Below are 16,809 nucleotides of genomic sequence, written 5' to 3'. Positions count from 1 at the left end.
CGATCAGGTTGTAGAAGTGGAGGTATGGAAACGGGCCAGTACTTGGTCAGTGAAAAACTGACTTAGCCCCGTCGCCCGGTGTGCATCGAAGACATGCTCTAACGTATTGTTGTTAAGGTATTTATAAATATCGAAGTGTTGCGCCAAGCACTCCCGAAGGTGCAGGCCTTCACGTTGTGCCCGGTGGCTGGCCTCCTCCACGAGTTGGTGGGCTTCGGCTTTGCCCAGCTTGGGCGTGAGCAGGGCCGTTACGTCTTCGGCATAAATCAGCCCTTGCGTAAGCTCCAGGTTGCGGAGCATGCGTTCGGCGTTGACTTCCAGGCCGCTTATCAGATCGTTGGCGTGGCCGAGGGCGGCGGCGGTCAGGCGCACCAGTTCCGGCAGCACTTCCCATTCGGCGTGCCAGGCCCCGGCGGCGCGTTCCTGCTCGTGGTGGGCGAGGCCAGCTAGCAGCGTGCCCACTAGCGCCGGGGTGCGCCGCGCAATGGCAACGATAAAGGTGGCCGAAACCGGATTGCGCTTGTGCGGCATCGCTGAGGAGCCGCCCTTGCCGGGAGCCGCCGCTTCGGCCACTTCGCCCACTTCCGTCTGCATCAGCAGAGTGAGGTCCTGCGCCATTTTGCCCAGGTTGCCGCACAGAATGCCCAGCTTAGCGGCGAAGTCAACCAGTCGGTCGCGTTGGCTGTGCCAAGGCAGCAAGGGCGCGGCAAGTCCCAGCGCCTCCACCACGTGCGTCACGACGGCCGGGCCGTGTTCGCCCAAGGTGGCCAGCGTACCCACAGCTCCGCCCAGTTGCAGGGCAAAGGTGTTTTGCTGCGCAAATTCCAGCCCCTGCCCGGCGCGTAGTAAGGCCTCAAGCCAGCCCGCCACTTTGTAGCCAAACGTGATCGGGCGCGCCTGTTGCAGCAAGGTGCGCCCGATCATCACCGTATCGCGGTGAGCACTGGCTAGCTTGGCTAGCTGGTTCTGTAACTCATTGTTTTTGTGCGTGATATAAGTAGTTGCCGCTTGCAGTTGCAGCATCAGGGCCGTGTCCAGTACGTCCTGGCTGGTAGCCCCGAAATGCACGTACTTGGCCGCTTCCGTATCGCGTTGCGCCACGCGCTGGGTTAGCATTTTAACCAGCGGAATCGCAGGATTACCGGCCAACAACGTCTGCTCGGCTAAGGCTTCCGTGTTCCACTTGCTTTCCCGGCACACGGCCGCAATGACCTCGGCCGCGTCGGCTGGAATAACACCCAAAGTGCCTTCCGCATTGGCCAGGGCACGTTCAAAGGCAAGCATATAGGATACCTGCGTCTCGGCCGAGAACAAGTTTTCTATCTGCTTGTCAGTGAATATGTTATGGTAAAGCCCGGCCATCTAATTTGAAAAGCTACAGATCAAAAAACACCGTTTCGCCTTCGCCCTGTACCCGAATATCGAAGCGGTAGCAGGGCAGGCCCGGCCCGGCAACGCGGGGGGCGAGCAAGGTGGCGCGCCGGTCGGAAGGCACCGAATTCAATACCGGATCGAGGGCATTGGCCCCGGCCTCATCCGCAAAGTAGAGGCGGGTGTAGAGGTGGCTCATCAGGCCGCGCATGAACACCAGCACGTTGATGTGCGGTGCCTGTCCTTCCACCGACCCAGGCTTAATGGTTTGAAAACGAAAGGCTTGGTCGCGCTCCGTGCCCGTTCCAAAGCGCCCGAACCCGCCGAAATCAGGGGCATGATAGCGACCTGTAGCGTCGGCTTGCCAGATTTCCACCAGCGCATCATTGATCGGCTGACCAACGCCATCCAGTACGCGGCCTTCCAACGCAATCAACTCGCCGGGGGTGTGCGCTTCGGCTAGCGTCGCACCGGCGATGCTGGTGTGGGGAAAGCCGTATTGCCGGGCCGCAAGGCCATAGGCGAAATAGGGCCCGGCGGTTTGCGAAGGAGTTTGGGTCAATAGGCTCATAATCAACGGGTTTCAAAAGGCGTTTCTAGGGGACCGCGCAGCACCAAGTTAAATTCATAAGCCAGGGCGTAGTCGGAAATGCTGCTGTCGATGTCGAAGCGGCAGATGAGCAATTCGCGGCCTTTGGGCGGCGTGCCCAGGAAAATCGGGTCGATGGCCTGAAGCGGGTCGCCGGGGAAGTACATCTGCGTCACGAGGCGGGTGGCGATGTTGGGCCCAAACAACGAAAAGTGGATGTGATGCGGGCGCCAGGCGTTGGGGTGGTTGCCCCACGGGTAGGAGCCGGGCTTGATGGTCATGAATTGGTAGCGGCCCTCCGCGTCGGTGCGTACCCGGCCGCCGCCGAAGAAATTGGGGTCGAGGGGCGCGTCGTGCTGGTCGCCTTTGTGCACGTAGCGGCCGGCGGCATTGGCCTGCCAGATCTCCACGAGCGTATCGGGCACGGGGCGGCCAAACTGGTCGAGCACCCGCCCGGCCACAATGATGCGCTCGCCCAGCGGCTCGCCATTCACCCGTCCGTTTCGGGTCAGGTCGTGGTCGAGGGGTCCCAGGCATTCGGGCCCGTACACCGGCCCGGTTAGCTCCGAGAGGGTATGCTTGAGCGGCACCAGCGGCTGCGACGGCGCCCGCAACACGCTGGACTTGTAAGCGGGAACCAGGTAGGGCGGTTGCACTTCCCAATCGCGCGGTTGGAACGCGGTGGGCGCCGCCGAAAGTAGATTTTCCATGGAAATATCGCGTTTAGATGGGCGCGCCCATGCGGCCCGAGGCCTGCCCGATGAGCGCGGCGACGTTGGCTCCTTCCGGCAAGCGGCCCTGCCACTCGAGCTGCTCCCACTCGCTGACAGTATTGGAGTTTTCTACCACCATCTTGCAGCGCTCGAAGCGCCGAGCCATAAACTGCTCGAGCACGGCAGCTACCGGCTCGCCTGTCCGCAGCAGCTCGGCCAGCACGACCGCGTCTTCGATGGCGAGGCTAGCGCCTTGGCCCAGTTGCGGAATGGTCGCGTGGGCCGCATCACCGATGATCACTACGCGGTTTTTATACCACGGCGCCGGCATGAGCAGGGTTTCCAGGGGGCGGTATATAATGCCCTCTGGATCAGTAATTTGCTCGGCGGCCTGGCGCACCAGCGGGGCCGAATAATCGACCAGCAGCGCCTTCATGCGGGGCAGCAGTTGCTCGGTTGGGATAACCGGGTTTTCGCCCTCGCTCGACAGCAGAAACATGTACATCCGGTCTTTCGTCATCGGAATCAGGCCCACGCGCGTGTTGCGCCCCATGTACATGTGGCCGGTGGTGAGCTCGGCAGGCCGGTCGAAGGCGTAGCGCCACACCGACTGCCCAACGTAGCGCGCCTTTTGCGGCCCAAACAGCAAGCTGCGCACCTTCGAGTTTACCCCATCGGCGCCCACAACCAAGTCGTACGGGGCGGTGCTGCCATCCGTGAACGTCACATCCACACCATCTTCGCGGTTGTCGAAGCTGCTCACGCTCAGGTTCATGCGGCATTTCACGCCGTGCGCCTGCGCGCCATCGTGCAGAATGGTGTGCAGGATGCGGCGCGAGATGCCGTTGTGCGGTTGAAAGCGGCCCAGCGGCGGCGGCCCCACCGAGGCAAACTTGTGGCCGTTGGGCGCGTGCAAGTCAATGGGCCCGTAGGGGGAGCCCTGTTCGAGGCACGCATCGGCCAAACCCAGCGAATCTAAGGCCCGCAAGGCATTGGAAGGCTGAATGATACCGACTCCGTACACGTCGAAGGCGGGATGCAGTTCCGCAATGTCCACTTCTATGCCGGCCTGACGCAGCGCCACGCCGGCCGATAAGCCGCCAATGCCGCCGCCCACGACGAGAACTTTGTTAACCGATGCCATGACTACTCTGAATTGGATGGGTGGGAATAGGAAACGAGGGAAGGGTAAGCTAGCTGTTAGTCTTCAAAAATGGCCACCGCGCGCGTCCAGCCGGCGCTCCCGCCTTTGATTTTGGCGGGAAAGCAGGCCACCTTAAAGCCAAAGGGCGGGAGCTGGTCGAGGTTGGCCAGCTTTTCAATTTGGCAATATTCTTTTTCGCGGCCTACGTAATGCGCGGCCCAAATCACGCCGGGGCGAGGGTTGGCGTGGTAGTCGGCGGCTTGCAGGTGCAAGGGCGGATCCCAACCCCAACCGTCGGTGCCCATCACCTTAATGCCCTGATCAATAAGCCAATGCGTGGCTTCAGCCGAAGCACCGACGTGGATCTTGACAAAATCATCGTCGTGCAGGCGCTTGTCGGCATCGCAGCGGATGAGCACAATGTCGAAAGGCTTGAGCGTGTAGTTGATAGCCGCAAGCTTCTCCTTGACATCCTCTGTGCTGAAGCAGTAGCCATCAGGCTTGTCGGTGAAGTCGAGCACCACGCCGTCGTGGAAAAACCAATCCAGCGGCATCTGCTCAATGGTGCGCGAGGGTTTGCCTTCGCTGGTGGGGAAGTAGTGCCAAGGGGCGTCGATGTGCGTGCCGGCGTGGCCCGTCAGGGTGATGACTTCGCCGGCGGGGCCGTTGCCCTCCAAGAACACATCGGCGGAGGCGCCACCAAAGAGCTTGGAGCCCATTTTGCGGGCGCCTTCCTGGTGGTTTTCGTACTCAATGCTAGTAGGCAGCGGCTCCTTGATATCGGTGGAAATGGTCACCGAAAGGTCAATGATTTTCATGGCGGGAAATGGTGAGGATGGGTGTAAATCTAAGTTTGCAGAGCGCGGTAGCTTACCGTTCCGAAATCAGCCGGAAGTGCTCCACGGCGGGCGGAGTCGCGAAAAATGACCCAATCAGCGCGCGCCACTGGCCAAAAAGCGGCGATTGGCGGAAGCCCTCCGTGTGGTCTTCCAGCGTTTCCCAGCGCACCAGCAGCACGTATTTGTGGTCGGTTTCGATGCCCCGCTGCAACTCGTGCCGCATGTAGCCTTTGGCTTGGCTAATAATCAATTCGGCTTGCGCAAACTGCGCTTCAAACCCAGCCTCCTGGCCGGGCACAATGTCGAAAATGGCAACTTCTAAAATCATCGGTCCTAGTGGCTAAAGGATGTATCCAAACAGGCAGCCGGCAGGGCCGCCCTTCTGCAACCTATTTGGAAAGACACGCACTTAGAAATTTTGCTTAGATAATCTGGTTGCGCAGCACGCCCAGCCCGTCAATTTCCAGCTCGATTACGTCGCCGGGTACCAGGGCACTGTGGGCTTCGAAGTTGGTTTCAATCAGGCTGCCCCAACCCACTGTCCCAGAGCCGATTATGTCGCCGGGGTACAGCGTGACGTGGTTTTCCGAGGCCCGCTCAATCATTTGCCCGAAGGTGTAATGGATCGTGTTGAAGTTGCCGTCGCAGATGGTCTGGCCGTTGATGCGCGAGGTCATGCGCGCGTTGAAGCGGCCGTCGCCGTTCAGGAGCGGCTGCATTTCGTCCTTGGTCACGAGGTAAGGCCCGATGCTGTTGGCGAAGTCCTTGCCTTTGGCCGGGCCCAGGTTGCAGCGCATTTCGCGGGCCTGAATCGCGCGGGCCGTGAAGTCGTTGAAAATCGTGTAGCCGAAAATGTGGGCGTCGGCTTCGTCGGCTTTGATGTTTTGTCCGCGCTTGCCGATAACGCAGCCCATTTCCAACTCATAGTCCAGGCGGGTTTCGCCCTGGGGGCGCGGCACATCCTGACCGGGACCATAAATCGCTTGGTGGTTGGTGAAGTAAAAAATAGGCATCTCGTACCATTCCGCGGCAATCTGGTGGCCAAACTTAGAAGAGGCATTTTTGAGATGTTGCTCGAAGCTGATGTAGTCGCGGAAGCTGCGCGGGTTGGGCAGGGGAGCCAGCAGCTGCACGTCTGCCAGCGCGTGGGTGGGCGCGGCGGCCTGCCAGTTATTCTCTTCAATGAGCTGGAAATACTCCTCGTGCTTGTCAATAAAGGAGAGCATATCGGCGGGCAGCGCGCCGCTGCTTACCTGCTGCATGTCCACGACGCCGCCGTCCTGCAACCAGCCCGCCCGGGCCGCGCCTTCCTGCGTTTTAAAAGTGACCAGCTTCATAGAATAAGTAGTAGAAAGGGTGGGAGAAAAAGGGGTGACAAAGGCTAGCGGAGCGGCCGGCCACCGTCAACGGGGAGGATGGCGCCGGTGGTAAAGGTGAGCGTGGTAGCCAGGGCCAGCACGGCGTTGGCGACATCGCCGGGGGTCGCCAGTCGGCCGAGCGGGGTGGCCTCCACTTGCGCTTGCAAATAGGCGGGGTCCGCGCGGCTGGCGTACTCGCCCAGCACCCAGCCCGGCGACACCGACACCACCCGGATGGCCGGAGCCAAGGCCCGCGCCAGCGAGCGCGTCATGCTGTCCAGGGCGGCTTTGGAGGCGCAGTACGCTACGTTGCTGCCGATGCCCGTTTGGCCGGCGACCGAAGAGATATTGACAACCAAGCCGTTGCCACTGGCGGTGAGCAGATCCTGACAGGCCCGGATCATGGCAAAGGCCCCGCGCCAATTCGTCGTGAAAATGCGGTCAATCCATTCGTCTGATAACCCCCCGAGATTGTCGTGGGGCACGGGCGTCGTAATGCCCGCGTTGTTGATCAACACATCAAGCCGCCCGTAACGCTCAGTTACAAAACTGGCTAATTGTTTGAGCGTCTGACTGTTATCAACTGGCGCCTGGAAGACTGCGTGACCGGTGCCGGGCAGCTGCGCCAAGAGAGTCTCGGCTTTGTCGGCGTTGGTGTTGTAAGTGATGACCACAGATGCGCCGGCCGCGGCCAGCGTCTGGCAAATGGCCGAACCAATGCCTCCGGCACCGCCCGTCACCACGGCCACGCGGCCGCTCAAAGGGCTAAGCGACAGGCTCATGCTGCCCGTAGCGTTCTACCCGCAAGTCGGCCTGGGCCTTGTGGCCCCAGAAGTTTTCGATGGCGCACAGCCGCGAGCAATACTCGCCCACTAAGGCGCTCGCTTCCGCGGTACGTACTTCTTGGTAGGAACAGGTTTTCAGGAACTTACCTACCCACAAGCCGCCGGTGTAGCGGGCCGCACCCTTGGTCGGCAGCGTGTGGTTGGTGCCGATGACCTTGTCGCCGTAGGCCACGTTGGTGCGCGGACCCAGGAACAGGGCGCCGTAGTTGGTCATGTGCTCGAGGAAGTAGCGCGGGTTTTCGGTCAGCACTTCCACGTGCTCGTTGCAGAGGCGGTCGGCTTCGGTTACGAGTTCCTCCACGGAGTCCACGAGTAGTACTTGGCCGTAGTCGCGCCAGGCCACACCGGCAATGTCGGCCGTAGCTAGGGTCTGGAGCTGGCGGTCTACTTCGGCGATGGTAGCATGGGCTAGCTCTTCGCTGGTAGTCAGTAGAATAGCGGGGGAAGTGGGGCCGTGCTCAGCTTGGCCGAGTAGGTCGGTGGCGCACATTTCGGCGTCGGCGGTGTGGTCGGCAATGACCAGGATTTCCGTCGGACCGGCGAACAAGTCGATGCCGACCTGCCCGTAGAGTTGGCGCTTGGCTTCGGCCACGTATGCGTTGCCGGGCCCCACAAGCATGTCGACGGATGCTACGGTTTCGGTGCCCAAAGCCATCATGGCCACGGCTTGCACCCCGCCGAGCAGGTAGATTTCGTCGGCCCCGGCCAGGTACATGGCCGCAACGGTTTCGGCCGGAATCTGCCCGTTGATGGGCGGCGTGCACGCAATCACGCGCTTGACGCCCGCCACTTTCGCCGTGAGCACGCTCATGTGAGCCGAGGCCACCATGGGGTAGCGTCCGCCCGGCACGTAACAGCCCACGCTGCCTACGGGAATGTTGCGGTGGCCCAGGAACACACCGGGTAGGGTTTCCACCTCCAAATCTAGGATGGTGGCCCGCTGCTTTTCGGCAAAATTCCGCACCTGCGCCTGGGCAAATCGAATATCATCGAGCACGCTCGGCGCAATGCCCGCCAAGATGTCCTGAATCTGCGCTGGTGAGAGCCGAAAGCTCTCGGGCGCCCACTTGTCCAGGCGCTCCGACAGGGCCCGCACGGCTGCGTCGCCGCCGGTGCGGATGTCGCTGAGCATGCCTTCGACCGTTGCCCGCACCTTGGCGTCGGCCTCGCCAGACTCGGCGTAAGTGATGCCTTTTTTGATAACCTTAACCATGATGATAAGGGTTATTATTAGTTAATTAATAAATGCCTGATTATCAGATATTTATGATAATTGCTCCTGCATCCAGTCAAACAAGGGCAGCACCTTCGTCATGTTGTCGACGTGGCAGTGGGCCGAGCCGGTGCTTTCCTTGGGCACGATGTGCAGGTACTTCTCGCAGGTCAGCTCGTCAAACATGGACTGGGCCTGCGACACGGGCACTTGCCGGTCGTCGCCGCCATGGGAAATGTAGGTGGGGCACTGAATCTGGCCCGCGATGCCCGCCATCTTGAAGTGCTCCAGTTTGCCGCGGGCTTCGGCCATGTCTTTCACGCCCACGATGTGGCAGAGCACGCGCGAGAGCGGGTGGCTGTCGGGGCGGTTGGCCCACACATCGTAGTAGCTGTACACGGCGCTCCAGATGCCGCAAGCCCGGAAGCGGTGCTCAAACGCGGCCGAGCGAGCAGCCATGTAGCCGCCCATGCTCACGGCCATGATGCCAATGCGCGCGGGGTCTACGTCGAGGTTGGCAATGGCCCAGTCAAAAGCGGCCGTAGCCGGCACGTTGTAGTCGTAGCGGGTGAGCATGTCGCGCAGGCGCAACGACTCGCCCTGGCCCGGTCCGTCGAGAATCAGCAGCGAGATGCCCCGGTCATTGAGCATTTCGTACGGGCCAAAAAACAGCTCCTCGGCCGTAGAGTCCAAGCCCCCGAACATAATCACCAGCGGCCCTTTTTTCTGCCCCGGCACTTCAAAGAAATAGCCCGACATGATTTGGCCTTCGAAGGGAATTTCTACCCGACGCGGGGGGTGTTCGGTCAGCTCCATGGCCTTGCGGAAGGCGGCTACTCCCTTGCCGTAGGTTTCGTTTTTGCGGTGGTCGTCGGGCTGCAAAAAGAACTCGGCCATGCGGAAGTAGTTGGCCGCCCGCAGGTAGGTGGCGTGCGCCGTAATGCTACGGTGTTCCTGCATCGCGGCTTCGGCCTCGGCCAGCACGGTATCGCCGGTCTGGTTCCAGCTCTGGTAGAAGCTCTCGAAGTCGCCGGGCGTAATACGGCTGGCGGCCTCCAGGCATTCGTTGAATTCGCCGCCGCCGAAGTGCGCCTGCGCCAGGATGCGTACCAGCTGGTACGAAAACATGTAATGCTCGGGAAAGTAATGCCACATGGCAAAATAGCTTGGTTATGAATGGATTGGGCCGGGCTCGGCTACGCCACTTCTCCTTCTTTGGTCTTTATCGAGCCGTGCTCGGCCTTGAAGCCGCCATCGGCCTTCCAGGGGTTGGTGTTGCCCCAGGCGTCGTTGGGGTTGTCTTTGAGGTAGTGCACATCCGGGCCGTGGTCGGGGGCGAAAATCAGGCGGGCGCCGGCGTAAAACTCGAAGCGGTTGCCGCCCGGCTCGTCGATGTAGATGAAGAAACCCTCGTCGGCTTTGTGGCGGGTAGGGGCCCCCATGGCCAACGTGTAGCCGCGCTCAATCACGTAGTCGCAAGCCAGCAGCACTTCTTCACGGCTGTCGAAGGCGAAGGCCACGTGGTTGAGCGCGCCCATGCCCGGCTGAATGTGCGGGTCGGTGAAGATGGCAATGTCGTGCGACAGGTTGCCGATGCTAAAGAGCCCGCCTACCGGCGGAATCTGGTCGGTGATGCGCACCTCATCGGGGTTTTTTAGGCCCAGGCCCTTCCAGAAAGCTTTTTCGGCCGGGTAGCTGGTGGTGTTTAGCGTTACGTGGTCGAAGCGGCGGGGCGAAAGGCCGCGGCGGCGGTTGCTGGCGTAGCGGTCGGTGAAGACACTGCCGCGCTCGCCGATTTCCTTTAACCACACCACGTCCCAGAACACCTCGTGTACATGCCCATCCGGTGACTCGAAGCGGTAGGCGCGTCCGTGGCCCAGGTCGCCGTCTACCCAGCCCCGGCCCGCGCCGGTGCTCTCCAGGTACGCGACCACATCTTCCAGCGCCTCGGGGCTGTCGGCGCGCCAGCTCAGGTGGCCCAGGCCGGGCGTGTCGCGCTGCGTGAGCTTGAGGGTGTGGTGAAAGTAGTCGCCCCAGCAGCGCAGGTACACGGAAGTGTCGTCGCGGCCAGTTTCGTCGAGCCCCGCTACGTCGGTAAAGAACTTTACCGAAGCCTCCAAATCGGTGGTATACACCTCAATGTGAGCCATTTGCGAAAGGTAATGTGGGTTACGAGCCATGAGAAGGGGGCCACTAGGGCAATTTCGGTTGTTGTTTGAGAATAGACTGGTACAAATAGTAGCTCTGCTTGGGCGTGCGAGCCAGCGTGGTGCGGTCCACGCCAATGAGCCCGAACTTGACCGAGTAGCCGAACACCCATTCGAAGTTGTCGAGCAGGCTCCAATGCATGTAGCCGATGGTTTTGGCTCCGTCGGCCAGGGCCTGCTGCAAGGCTCCGAGGTGACCCAGCAAGTACTGGCAGCGGTGCGTGTCGTTGATTTTGCCGTTCACCACGGCCTCGTCCACGTCGCCGTAGGCCGCGCCATTCTCGGTGATCATCGTAGTCGGGTTGCCGTACTCCGTTTTTAGGCGCATCAGCAAGGCGTAGAGCTGATCGGGCCGGTTGGGGCCGTTGCCCGAGGCCGGAGCCGGATCGGTATTGTTGCCGATCCAGGTGCAACCCATCGGGGCCGTCGGGTCGGCCTTCACTTGGGCCGGCGCGTAGAAGTTAATACCCAGAAAATCAGGCTTTTGTGCGGCTAGTAGTGCCATGTCGGCCGGGGCAGGGCGGAAGGCCGGGTTGTATTTCTGCAGCGAATCGAGGGCCCGCTTGGGGTAGCGTCCTTTATAAATGGCGTCCAGAAAGAGCGTGTTCAGCAACTCATCCTGCAGGGGCGTCGCACGCACATCGGCCGGGTTGTTGGCATCGAAAGGCATGCAGGGCGACAGGTTGAGGGTGATGCCCACCATGCCGGGCAGCTTCAAGCGGTGGTAGACGGCAGTCGCCTTGGCGTTGGCGAGCAGCATGTTATGCGCCTTGGGCATGGCGGCGGCGTAGCGCACGTTGGCCGGCGCTTTGCTCTGCTCGACGTTCATCATGTAGTCGGCCAGAAAGTGCTCGATGTAAGGCTCGTTGAACGTGATGAACTTCTTGACCTTCTGGCCATAGTGCTTGAAAATCACCTCCGCGTAGGCTGCGTACCACTGCACCGATTCGGGGTTGTTCCAGCCGCCTTTTTCCATCAGCGGCTGCGGCATATCAAAGTGATACAGCGTGACAACTGGCTCAATGCCAGCAGCTTTAAGGTCAGTAATTAGCTGGTCGTAGTGGGCCAGGCCCTTGGCGTTCACCGCCCCTGTGCCCTGCGGAATAATGCGCGACCAAGCAATGGAGAAGCGGTAAGCGTTCACGCCCATCTCCTTCATCAAGGCAATGTCCTTGAGGTACTGAGTACGATCGTACATGTTGTCGGCCACGTTGCCCGTCTCCTTTTTGCCGATGACGAACTGGGTGGCTCCAACTTTATTCGCCAAAAAGTCCCATTTAGATTCTCCCTTGCCATCGGCCTGATAAGCGCCTTCCACTTGGTAGGCCGCCGTACTGGTGCCCAGCAAAAACCCCTTCGGAAAGCGAATAGAGCTGGCTGCCGGTACTTGCGAACCAGCAACTGGCGCTTGCGCCATGCTCGTGCTCCAGACCAGACAACCTAAGAGGCAGCCCCAGATTTTTTTATATTTCATAAGCTACAGGCTGGCCGAAGCCGCATCGTTCAGTGAGGAATTATGAAGCTTTAGCGCCCGCCGCAAGGCCACGAATGAGGCCAGATACCCAACGCCGGCTCCCGTAATGGCCGACATTAGCAAGGCTATAGGTTTGCTAATCAGGTGGTTATCGCTTATTAGAAATTGCATCACTAGCAAGGCCACTAGTACCGGCACCGCAAACAGTAGCCCGATGCCCACGCCGTTTAGCACGGCAGCCGGCAACCAGCCCAAGCCACTTGGTCGGCCCGGCAACGTGGCAAATGTGGCAATGGTAGTAGCGAGCGCCGAAATGAACACGGCCGGCAACAAAAGCGTCAGCAAGTTGGGCGCGCCCCCTTTTACATTGATGGCCGACACCGGCAACAAAATGAAAAAAGGAATCACGGCATTGATGACCAGATTGGCCAGCGTTGCGGTACGCGCATTGCGCTTTCGGAAAGCTTGCATTGGCGGAAGAATTTAGGCCGTCGCACTGCTCGTGCGTGCCAGTGCAGGAACACTTTGTAGTTGGTAAGTGAGTGTTAACTCACATATGCCGACAAAACAAAAGTATGTCCTTATTCTCCGAAGGGCTATGCAGATTCCGGCTTTTACTATGTAAATTCAATCCCGACCGTATATGCTAGGTTTTCCAGCCGTCGGGGTGAGCAGAACACGACCGAAGCCGGTGGCTCAGTGAGCTACAAGAGGCTCATGGGTAAGTGTATCTTACTTCGAGAGCTTATATTCTTTGGGGGTCGTTTGGGTTTTGGCCTTGAAAAAGCGGCTAAAATTGCTGTGGTCTTCTTTGCCCAACTTGAAGGCTATCTCGCTGATGCTCAGTTCTGATTGTTTCAGTAGCGCCTTGGCTTCCAGCAGAACCATGTCGTCGAGAGTATCCTGCGCAGAGCGGCCCGTAGTGGCCTTCACGCACTTGTTGAGGTGGTTGGGCGATACAGCCAGCAGCTCCGCGTAGGCAGATACATTGTGCTTTTCATAGATGTGCTGCATCAGAGCATTCTTGTATTGCTGGGTGATGCGGGCCGCGGCGTTGGGGCCGGTTTTCTCACTGGGGTCCGCATAGCGCTTCAACTCAAAAAATAGCGTCAGCAAGTATACGCGGGCCAAGTCGAGTACGTCGGGCCGGCCGGCATTGAGTTCTTCTTCCATCTGCTGCATAAGGTGCAGGGCTCTAGGCATTACGGCCTCTGGCACATGCACGAGGGGGTTGCCGGTGAAGCGCAGAAAAGGAATTTCCGCAATCACTTCGGGCTGCACAAACGACTTGGTGAGTAGGTCCAAATCGAAGTGGCAGAAAAAGCCCGTGCTGTCCGGGCTCATAAACTCGTGGGTGGTGATTTGAGTGGCTGGCAGAAAGAAAAAGGTGTTTTTGCCCAAATCATACTCATTCAGGCCCTTGCTGCGCCGCGTCCGGCCCTGCGTAAGAAAAATGAAATCGTGAACCGTTTTGCGGTGAGGGGCGAGGGGAAAAGGAATGTGCTCCAGGTGCGTTTCGAGCCGATTGATATGAAATACGTCGTTGAGGGCCGTGAACTGCCACTCGTCCCAGGTTTCAAAGTGGTGCCGGCCCAGGTCGGCAGGATTAAACAGCGGAATCGATTTCGATTGCATAAAGCAAGGTGTTTATATAAATATTTGATAATCAAGTGCTTGTATATATTGACTTTGTTCAGCCACCAGTATAAATGCGTCTTAGCAGTCTGAGTCAATGCTGTGAAAGTGGTGCAAGCATTGAAGACCAAGATCAGGTGCTGACGCGGGTAGTCATTGGTCTAGCTTCATTTCTATCTGAGATGAGTCAAAAAATAAGGGAACTAAGTGCAAAGGGAGGGGAAAATGGGGCGCATTTCGGATTGAATTTGCCAATTGGATTGAATATGCACAACAAATGCCGGAATATACATAATGATCCGGTAGGTATGAGCATACATTTGTTCAATTCAATACGGTGAGTTATTACTCACTAACCAAGTGCTTTTCTATTTTTTGGTAGGCCCTTGCCGTCAAGTTCTTCCGGGCTTCTCCGTCATGTAGCGGTTGCCTGCCAACTGGCCAAGTGACGGGAGCTTCTTTCTGCCGCATTCGCGTTTCACACCTTCATCTTTTCAATCATGAACACAGGTTTTACTCGGCCACAACCTCGGCTTATGACCCGATTGCTGCTGTTTTTTCTGCTGGCATTAATGGCCGGGCAAGCTCTGGCGCAGAGCACTGGCGATCTTACGGGGCGGGTGACGGACAGCAAAGGCACCGGGCTACCTGGAGCGACCGTAGTGGTGAAGGGCACCAGTAACGGTACTTCCACGGATGCGACTGGTGCTTTTACCCTCAAAGGCATCGCGCCCGGAAACGTTAGCCTCACGGTTTCTTTCGTGGGTTATGCGACGAAAGAGGTGCTGGTGCCTTTGGATAAACAGGGTGACAACCTGACCATCAGCATGACCGACGACAGCAAGTCGCTGGATGAAGTGGTGGTGACGGGCGTGTTCGACCAACGCACCAAGATGGAATCGTCGGTCGCCATTTCGACCCTCAACGCTAAGCAAATGCAGCTGCTGGCACCTACCAGCGCCGCCGATTTGCTCAAAACCGTGCCGGGCGTGTACGTGAACCAAGCGCGCGGCGAGATCAACAACACCGTATACACGCGCGGCATTTCGGCGGGCTCGATTGACAATGCCAACGGGTACTACTACGTGTCGTTGCAAGAAGACGGGCTGCCGGTAACCAACGTGAACTTGGGCGTAGACAATTACCTGCGCGCCGACGTGACCGTGGCCCGCCTGGAGGCGGTGCGGGGCGGCACCGCTTCTATTCTGGGCACTAACTCGCCGGGAGGAATCTTCAACTACGTTTCGAAAACCGGCGGTCAGAAAACGGAGGCGGAAATACGCACCAAATTTGGCTTGGAAGGAAACGGCAAAAACCCTTATTACCGCGCCGACGCCAATCTGAGCGGCTCGCTAAATGCGGCCAAAGACCTGACTTACAGCATCGGCGGTTTTTACCGCACCTCGCAGGGCGCCCGTTACCCCGGCTACCAGATGAACAACGGCGGCCAGGCGAGGGGCAACATTGTGAAGAACTACGCCACCGGCTCTTTGAAGCTGTACGGCAAGCTGCTGCTCGACCACAACGCGGTGGCGGAGTTTATTCCGTCGCAGAGCTTCTCGGACCCCAAAATCCTGTCGGGCCTTTCGGCCACCGACTCGTATTACCTACCCAATATCTCAGTGCCTTTTCCCATCAATAGCGGGGAAACACGCACGTTCAACACCACCGATAAAATCTACAACCGGGACCGCAGCATCGGGCTGCTCTGGACTCAGGACTTGGGCCACGACCTGACACTGACCAACAACTTCCGGTATTCTAACCAGGCAACCACGGTGAACACGCCGTCGGTGGTAACCCCGATTTCAACCACGGGCTTGCTGTTTTACGCTATTCCGCACCTGCTGGGGCGGTTTGGTACCTACACCTTCACCGACCAGACCAACGGGCAGGTGCTGGGCACGGTTACACAGTCGCCTAACATCATCAACGGACAGTTTGCGGGCTTCAACTTCACGCCGGGGGCCAACAACAACTTCCCCGGGGCCAACGTGCAGCCTAACTCGCTGTTTTTCCTGCCCATGTTCTATCAGGACACGCACATTCAGAACGTGCTCAATCGTTTTGACCTCACTAAGAAGCTCGACAACATGAGCTTTACTCTGGGAGGCTTCTACGCCAATACCTTGGTTGATCGTGTGGGCGGGGCCACCGACGCCGGCATCGGGTTTGGCACCATTCAGAACCAGCCCCACCTCACCAACATCACGCTGACGGGCTTCGACGGCAAAACTTACCAGGTGACCGACCCCAACGGCATCGTGGACGTGGGCCGTGATGGCATCAACCACAACCACGGCCGCCAAGAGCAGATTGCCCTCTTCTTTGGCCACAGCTGGAAGCTGACGCCCAAGCTGAACTTCGACTACGGCCTGCGTTACGAGCACACCCACCACACCGGCTACAACGTGCAGCCCGTGGCCAACCCGCTCCGGAATGACCCCACCTACGGCGGCCGCGACGGCAACCCCCTGACGCTGTACGACAACGGCGGCGGCACCGACGGCAGCCCGTTGAACTTCGACCAGACCTTCAAAACGTTCTCGTATACGGCGGCCCTCAACTATGCTTTCAGCGAACACTACGCCTTGTATGGTCGCTACTCCAACGGCCGTAAGTCGCCGGACCTGACGTATTTCTTTGCATTGAATACGCCGTTTTTGCGGGATAACCCGAACGCCTTCTCGCAAAAAACCGAGCAGTTAGAGTTCGGCTTCAAGGTAAACACCGCCAAGCTGAGCGGCGCCCTCACGCCCTTCTACAGCCAGTTGAGCAACGTAGCGACGGTGCAAACCTTCACCAACGCCGACAACACCACTTACACGCCTCCCGTACAGTTTGCCCGCTACAAGACCTACGGTGTGGAAGCGGAGGCCAACTACGCCCTGACCACCAACCTGTCGGTGCGGGCCACGGCCACCGTGCAGACCTCGGAAGCCACCAAAATCAGCAGCTGGATATCGAACGGCCCCGGCCCCCAGGACGATGTGCTGGTAAGCTACTCGGGCAACGAAACCGACAACAATGCCAAGCTCATGCTGAGCGCTGCCCCCACCTACACGCTGGGCAAATTCCTGGCTCAGGTGAACTGGTTTTACCTCGGCGACCGCCAAGCCAACGTGAGCAACGCCTTCAAGCTGCCCGGCTTCAGCCAGTTTGATGCCACAGTAGCCTACGATGTGAACGCTCATTTTCGCCTTCAGGGCAACGTCAACAACATTTTCAACACCTACGGCGTGCTGGGCTGGGTAGGCCCCGGCGGCTTCCCGGCCGCGCTCGACCGCCAAGCCTTTACGCCCCAGTACGTGCAGGCCAACCCCAACGCAGTATACGCCACCCAAGGCTCAATGCCCCGCGCTTACTTCCTGTCGGCCGTTTACAAGTTTTAAGAGCCTGCGGTACTGCTCCTCTCTTGCGC

The 16,809-nt window shown here is 59.1% G+C and carries 15 protein-coding genes; 1 reads left to right on the top strand and 14 read right to left on the bottom strand.

All coding sequences use genetic code 11. The annotated features are described in order from the left end of the window. Nucleotides 1-3 precede the first annotated feature (3 nt). From pcaB to FHG12_RS20680, 14 genes are all read right to left on the bottom strand, one after another. A complete protein-coding gene (gene pcaB / locus FHG12_RS20745; RefSeq protein ID WP_139517602.1) occupies nucleotides 4-1,362 on the bottom strand; it encodes a 3-carboxy-cis,cis-muconate cycloisomerase in 1,359 nt (452 codons plus the stop codon). A 13-nt stretch (nucleotides 1,363-1,375) separates the two neighbouring features. After that, nucleotides 1,376-1,942, bottom strand: a complete 567-nt coding sequence (gene pcaG / locus FHG12_RS20740) for a protocatechuate 3,4-dioxygenase subunit alpha (RefSeq protein ID WP_139517601.1) — start codon at nucleotides 1,940-1,942, stop codon at nucleotides 1,376-1,378. A 2-nt stretch (nucleotides 1,943-1,944) separates the two neighbouring features. Continuing rightward, nucleotides 1,945-2,670: a protocatechuate 3,4-dioxygenase subunit beta gene (pcaH, locus tag FHG12_RS20735; protein WP_139517600.1), complete on the bottom strand. Its 726-nt coding sequence runs from the start codon at nucleotides 2,668-2,670 to the stop codon at nucleotides 1,945-1,947. Nucleotides 2,671-2,683: 13 nt separating this feature from the next. After that, nucleotides 2,684-3,817: an FAD-dependent monooxygenase gene (locus FHG12_RS20730; RefSeq protein ID WP_139517599.1), complete on the bottom strand. Its 1,134-nt coding sequence runs from the start codon at nucleotides 3,815-3,817 to the stop codon at nucleotides 2,684-2,686. A gap of 56 nt (nucleotides 3,818-3,873) precedes the next feature. Then, nucleotides 3,874-4,635: a cyclase family protein gene (locus FHG12_RS20725; protein WP_139517598.1), complete on the bottom strand. Its 762-nt coding sequence runs from the start codon at nucleotides 4,633-4,635 to the stop codon at nucleotides 3,874-3,876. Nucleotides 4,636-4,687: 52 nt separating this feature from the next. Next, entirely contained in the window at nucleotides 4,688-4,984 is a 297-nt protein-coding gene (locus FHG12_RS20720; RefSeq protein WP_139517597.1) for an antibiotic biosynthesis monooxygenase family protein, read from the bottom strand. A 94-nt stretch (nucleotides 4,985-5,078) separates the two neighbouring features. Continuing rightward, complete coding sequence (locus tag FHG12_RS20715; RefSeq protein ID WP_139517596.1) at nucleotides 5,079-5,993, bottom strand: fumarylacetoacetate hydrolase family protein; 915 nt, start codon at nucleotides 5,991-5,993, stop codon at nucleotides 5,079-5,081. 44 nt (nucleotides 5,994-6,037) lie between these two features. Next, entirely contained in the window at nucleotides 6,038-6,796 is a 759-nt protein-coding gene (locus FHG12_RS20710) for an SDR family NAD(P)-dependent oxidoreductase (RefSeq protein WP_174805806.1), read from the bottom strand. After that, nucleotides 6,780-8,072 (bottom strand): histidinol dehydrogenase, encoded by a 1,293-nt coding sequence (gene hisD, locus FHG12_RS20705; protein WP_139517595.1) that lies wholly within the window; start codon nucleotides 8,070-8,072, stop codon nucleotides 6,780-6,782. The genes FHG12_RS20710 and hisD overlap by 17 nt, the downstream gene beginning before the upstream one ends. A 51-nt stretch (nucleotides 8,073-8,123) precedes the next feature. Further along, on the bottom strand, nucleotides 8,124-9,227 hold the full coding sequence (locus FHG12_RS20700; RefSeq protein WP_139517594.1) for an alpha/beta hydrolase family protein: 1,104 nt from the start codon (nucleotides 9,225-9,227) through the stop codon (nucleotides 8,124-8,126). Between the two features lie 41 nt (nucleotides 9,228-9,268). Beyond that, nucleotides 9,269-10,222, bottom strand: coding sequence for a VOC family protein (locus tag FHG12_RS20695; RefSeq protein WP_230471223.1), 954 nt, complete (start codon nucleotides 10,220-10,222; stop codon nucleotides 9,269-9,271). A gap of 43 nt (nucleotides 10,223-10,265) precedes the next feature. Next, entirely contained in the window at nucleotides 10,266-11,753 is a 1,488-nt protein-coding gene (locus tag FHG12_RS20690) for a glycoside hydrolase family 1 protein (protein ID WP_230471222.1), read from the bottom strand. A 3-nt stretch (nucleotides 11,754-11,756) separates the two neighbouring features. Then, nucleotides 11,757-12,224, bottom strand: a complete 468-nt coding sequence (locus FHG12_RS20685; RefSeq protein ID WP_139517592.1) for a hypothetical protein — start codon at nucleotides 12,222-12,224, stop codon at nucleotides 11,757-11,759. 261 nt (nucleotides 12,225-12,485) lie between these two features. Continuing rightward, complete coding sequence (locus tag FHG12_RS20680) at nucleotides 12,486-13,388, bottom strand: helix-turn-helix domain-containing protein (protein WP_139517591.1); 903 nt, start codon at nucleotides 13,386-13,388, stop codon at nucleotides 12,486-12,488. Between the two features lie 536 nt (nucleotides 13,389-13,924). Here FHG12_RS20680 and FHG12_RS20675 point away from each other — a divergent pair. After that, nucleotides 13,925-16,780: a TonB-dependent receptor gene (locus tag FHG12_RS20675; RefSeq protein ID WP_165699479.1), complete on the top strand. Its 2,856-nt coding sequence runs from the start codon at nucleotides 13,925-13,927 to the stop codon at nucleotides 16,778-16,780. Nucleotides 16,781-16,809: the final 29 nt, after the last annotated feature.

The sequence above is a fragment of the Hymenobacter jejuensis genome (genome assembly GCF_006337165.1).
GTDB classification, from domain to species: Bacteria; Bacteroidota; Bacteroidia; order Cytophagales; family Hymenobacteraceae; genus Hymenobacter; species Hymenobacter jejuensis.
This window is presented reverse-complemented; position numbering and strand designations above follow the sequence as displayed.

Excerpts from the sequence above, each read along its gene's own strand:
- FHG12_RS20685 (WP_139517592.1), bottom strand. The coding sequence starts at position 12,224 with ATGCAAGCTTTCCGAAAGCGCAATGCGCGTACCGCAACGCTGGCCAAT.
- pcaB (WP_139517602.1), bottom strand. The coding sequence starts at position 1,362 with ATGGCCGGGCTTTACCATAACATATTCACTGACAAGCAGATAGAAAAC.
- FHG12_RS20695 (WP_230471223.1), bottom strand. The coding sequence starts at position 10,222 with ATGGCTCACATTGAGGTGTATACCACCGATTTGGAGGCTTCGGTAAAG.
- pcaG (WP_139517601.1), bottom strand. The coding sequence starts at position 1,942 with ATGAGCCTATTGACCCAAACTCCTTCGCAAACCGCCGGGCCCTATTTC.
- FHG12_RS20730 (WP_139517599.1), bottom strand. The coding sequence starts at position 3,817 with ATGGCATCGGTTAACAAAGTTCTCGTCGTGGGCGGCGGCATTGGCGGC.
- FHG12_RS20715 (WP_139517596.1), bottom strand. The coding sequence starts at position 5,993 with ATGAAGCTGGTCACTTTTAAAACGCAGGAAGGCGCGGCCCGGGCGGGC.
- hisD (WP_139517595.1), bottom strand. The coding sequence starts at position 8,072 with ATGGTTAAGGTTATCAAAAAAGGCATCACTTACGCCGAGTCTGGCGAG.
- FHG12_RS20700 (WP_139517594.1), bottom strand. The coding sequence starts at position 9,227 with ATGTGGCATTACTTTCCCGAGCATTACATGTTTTCGTACCAGCTGGTA.
- FHG12_RS20680 (WP_139517591.1), bottom strand. The coding sequence starts at position 13,388 with ATGCAATCGAAATCGATTCCGCTGTTTAATCCTGCCGACCTGGGCCGG.
- FHG12_RS20710 (WP_174805806.1), bottom strand. The coding sequence starts at position 6,796 with ATGAGCCTGTCGCTTAGCCCTTTGAGCGGCCGCGTGGCCGTGGTGACG.
- FHG12_RS20690 (WP_230471222.1), bottom strand. The coding sequence starts at position 11,753 with ATGAAATATAAAAAAATCTGGGGCTGCCTCTTAGGTTGTCTGGTCTGG.
- FHG12_RS20720 (WP_139517597.1), bottom strand. The coding sequence starts at position 4,984 with ATGATTTTAGAAGTTGCCATTTTCGACATTGTGCCCGGCCAGGAGGCT.
- pcaH (WP_139517600.1), bottom strand. The coding sequence starts at position 2,670 with ATGGAAAATCTACTTTCGGCGGCGCCCACCGCGTTCCAACCGCGCGAT.
- FHG12_RS20725 (WP_139517598.1), bottom strand. The coding sequence starts at position 4,635 with ATGAAAATCATTGACCTTTCGGTGACCATTTCCACCGATATCAAGGAG.
- FHG12_RS20675 (WP_165699479.1), top strand. The coding sequence starts at position 13,925 with ATGACCCGATTGCTGCTGTTTTTTCTGCTGGCATTAATGGCCGGGCAA.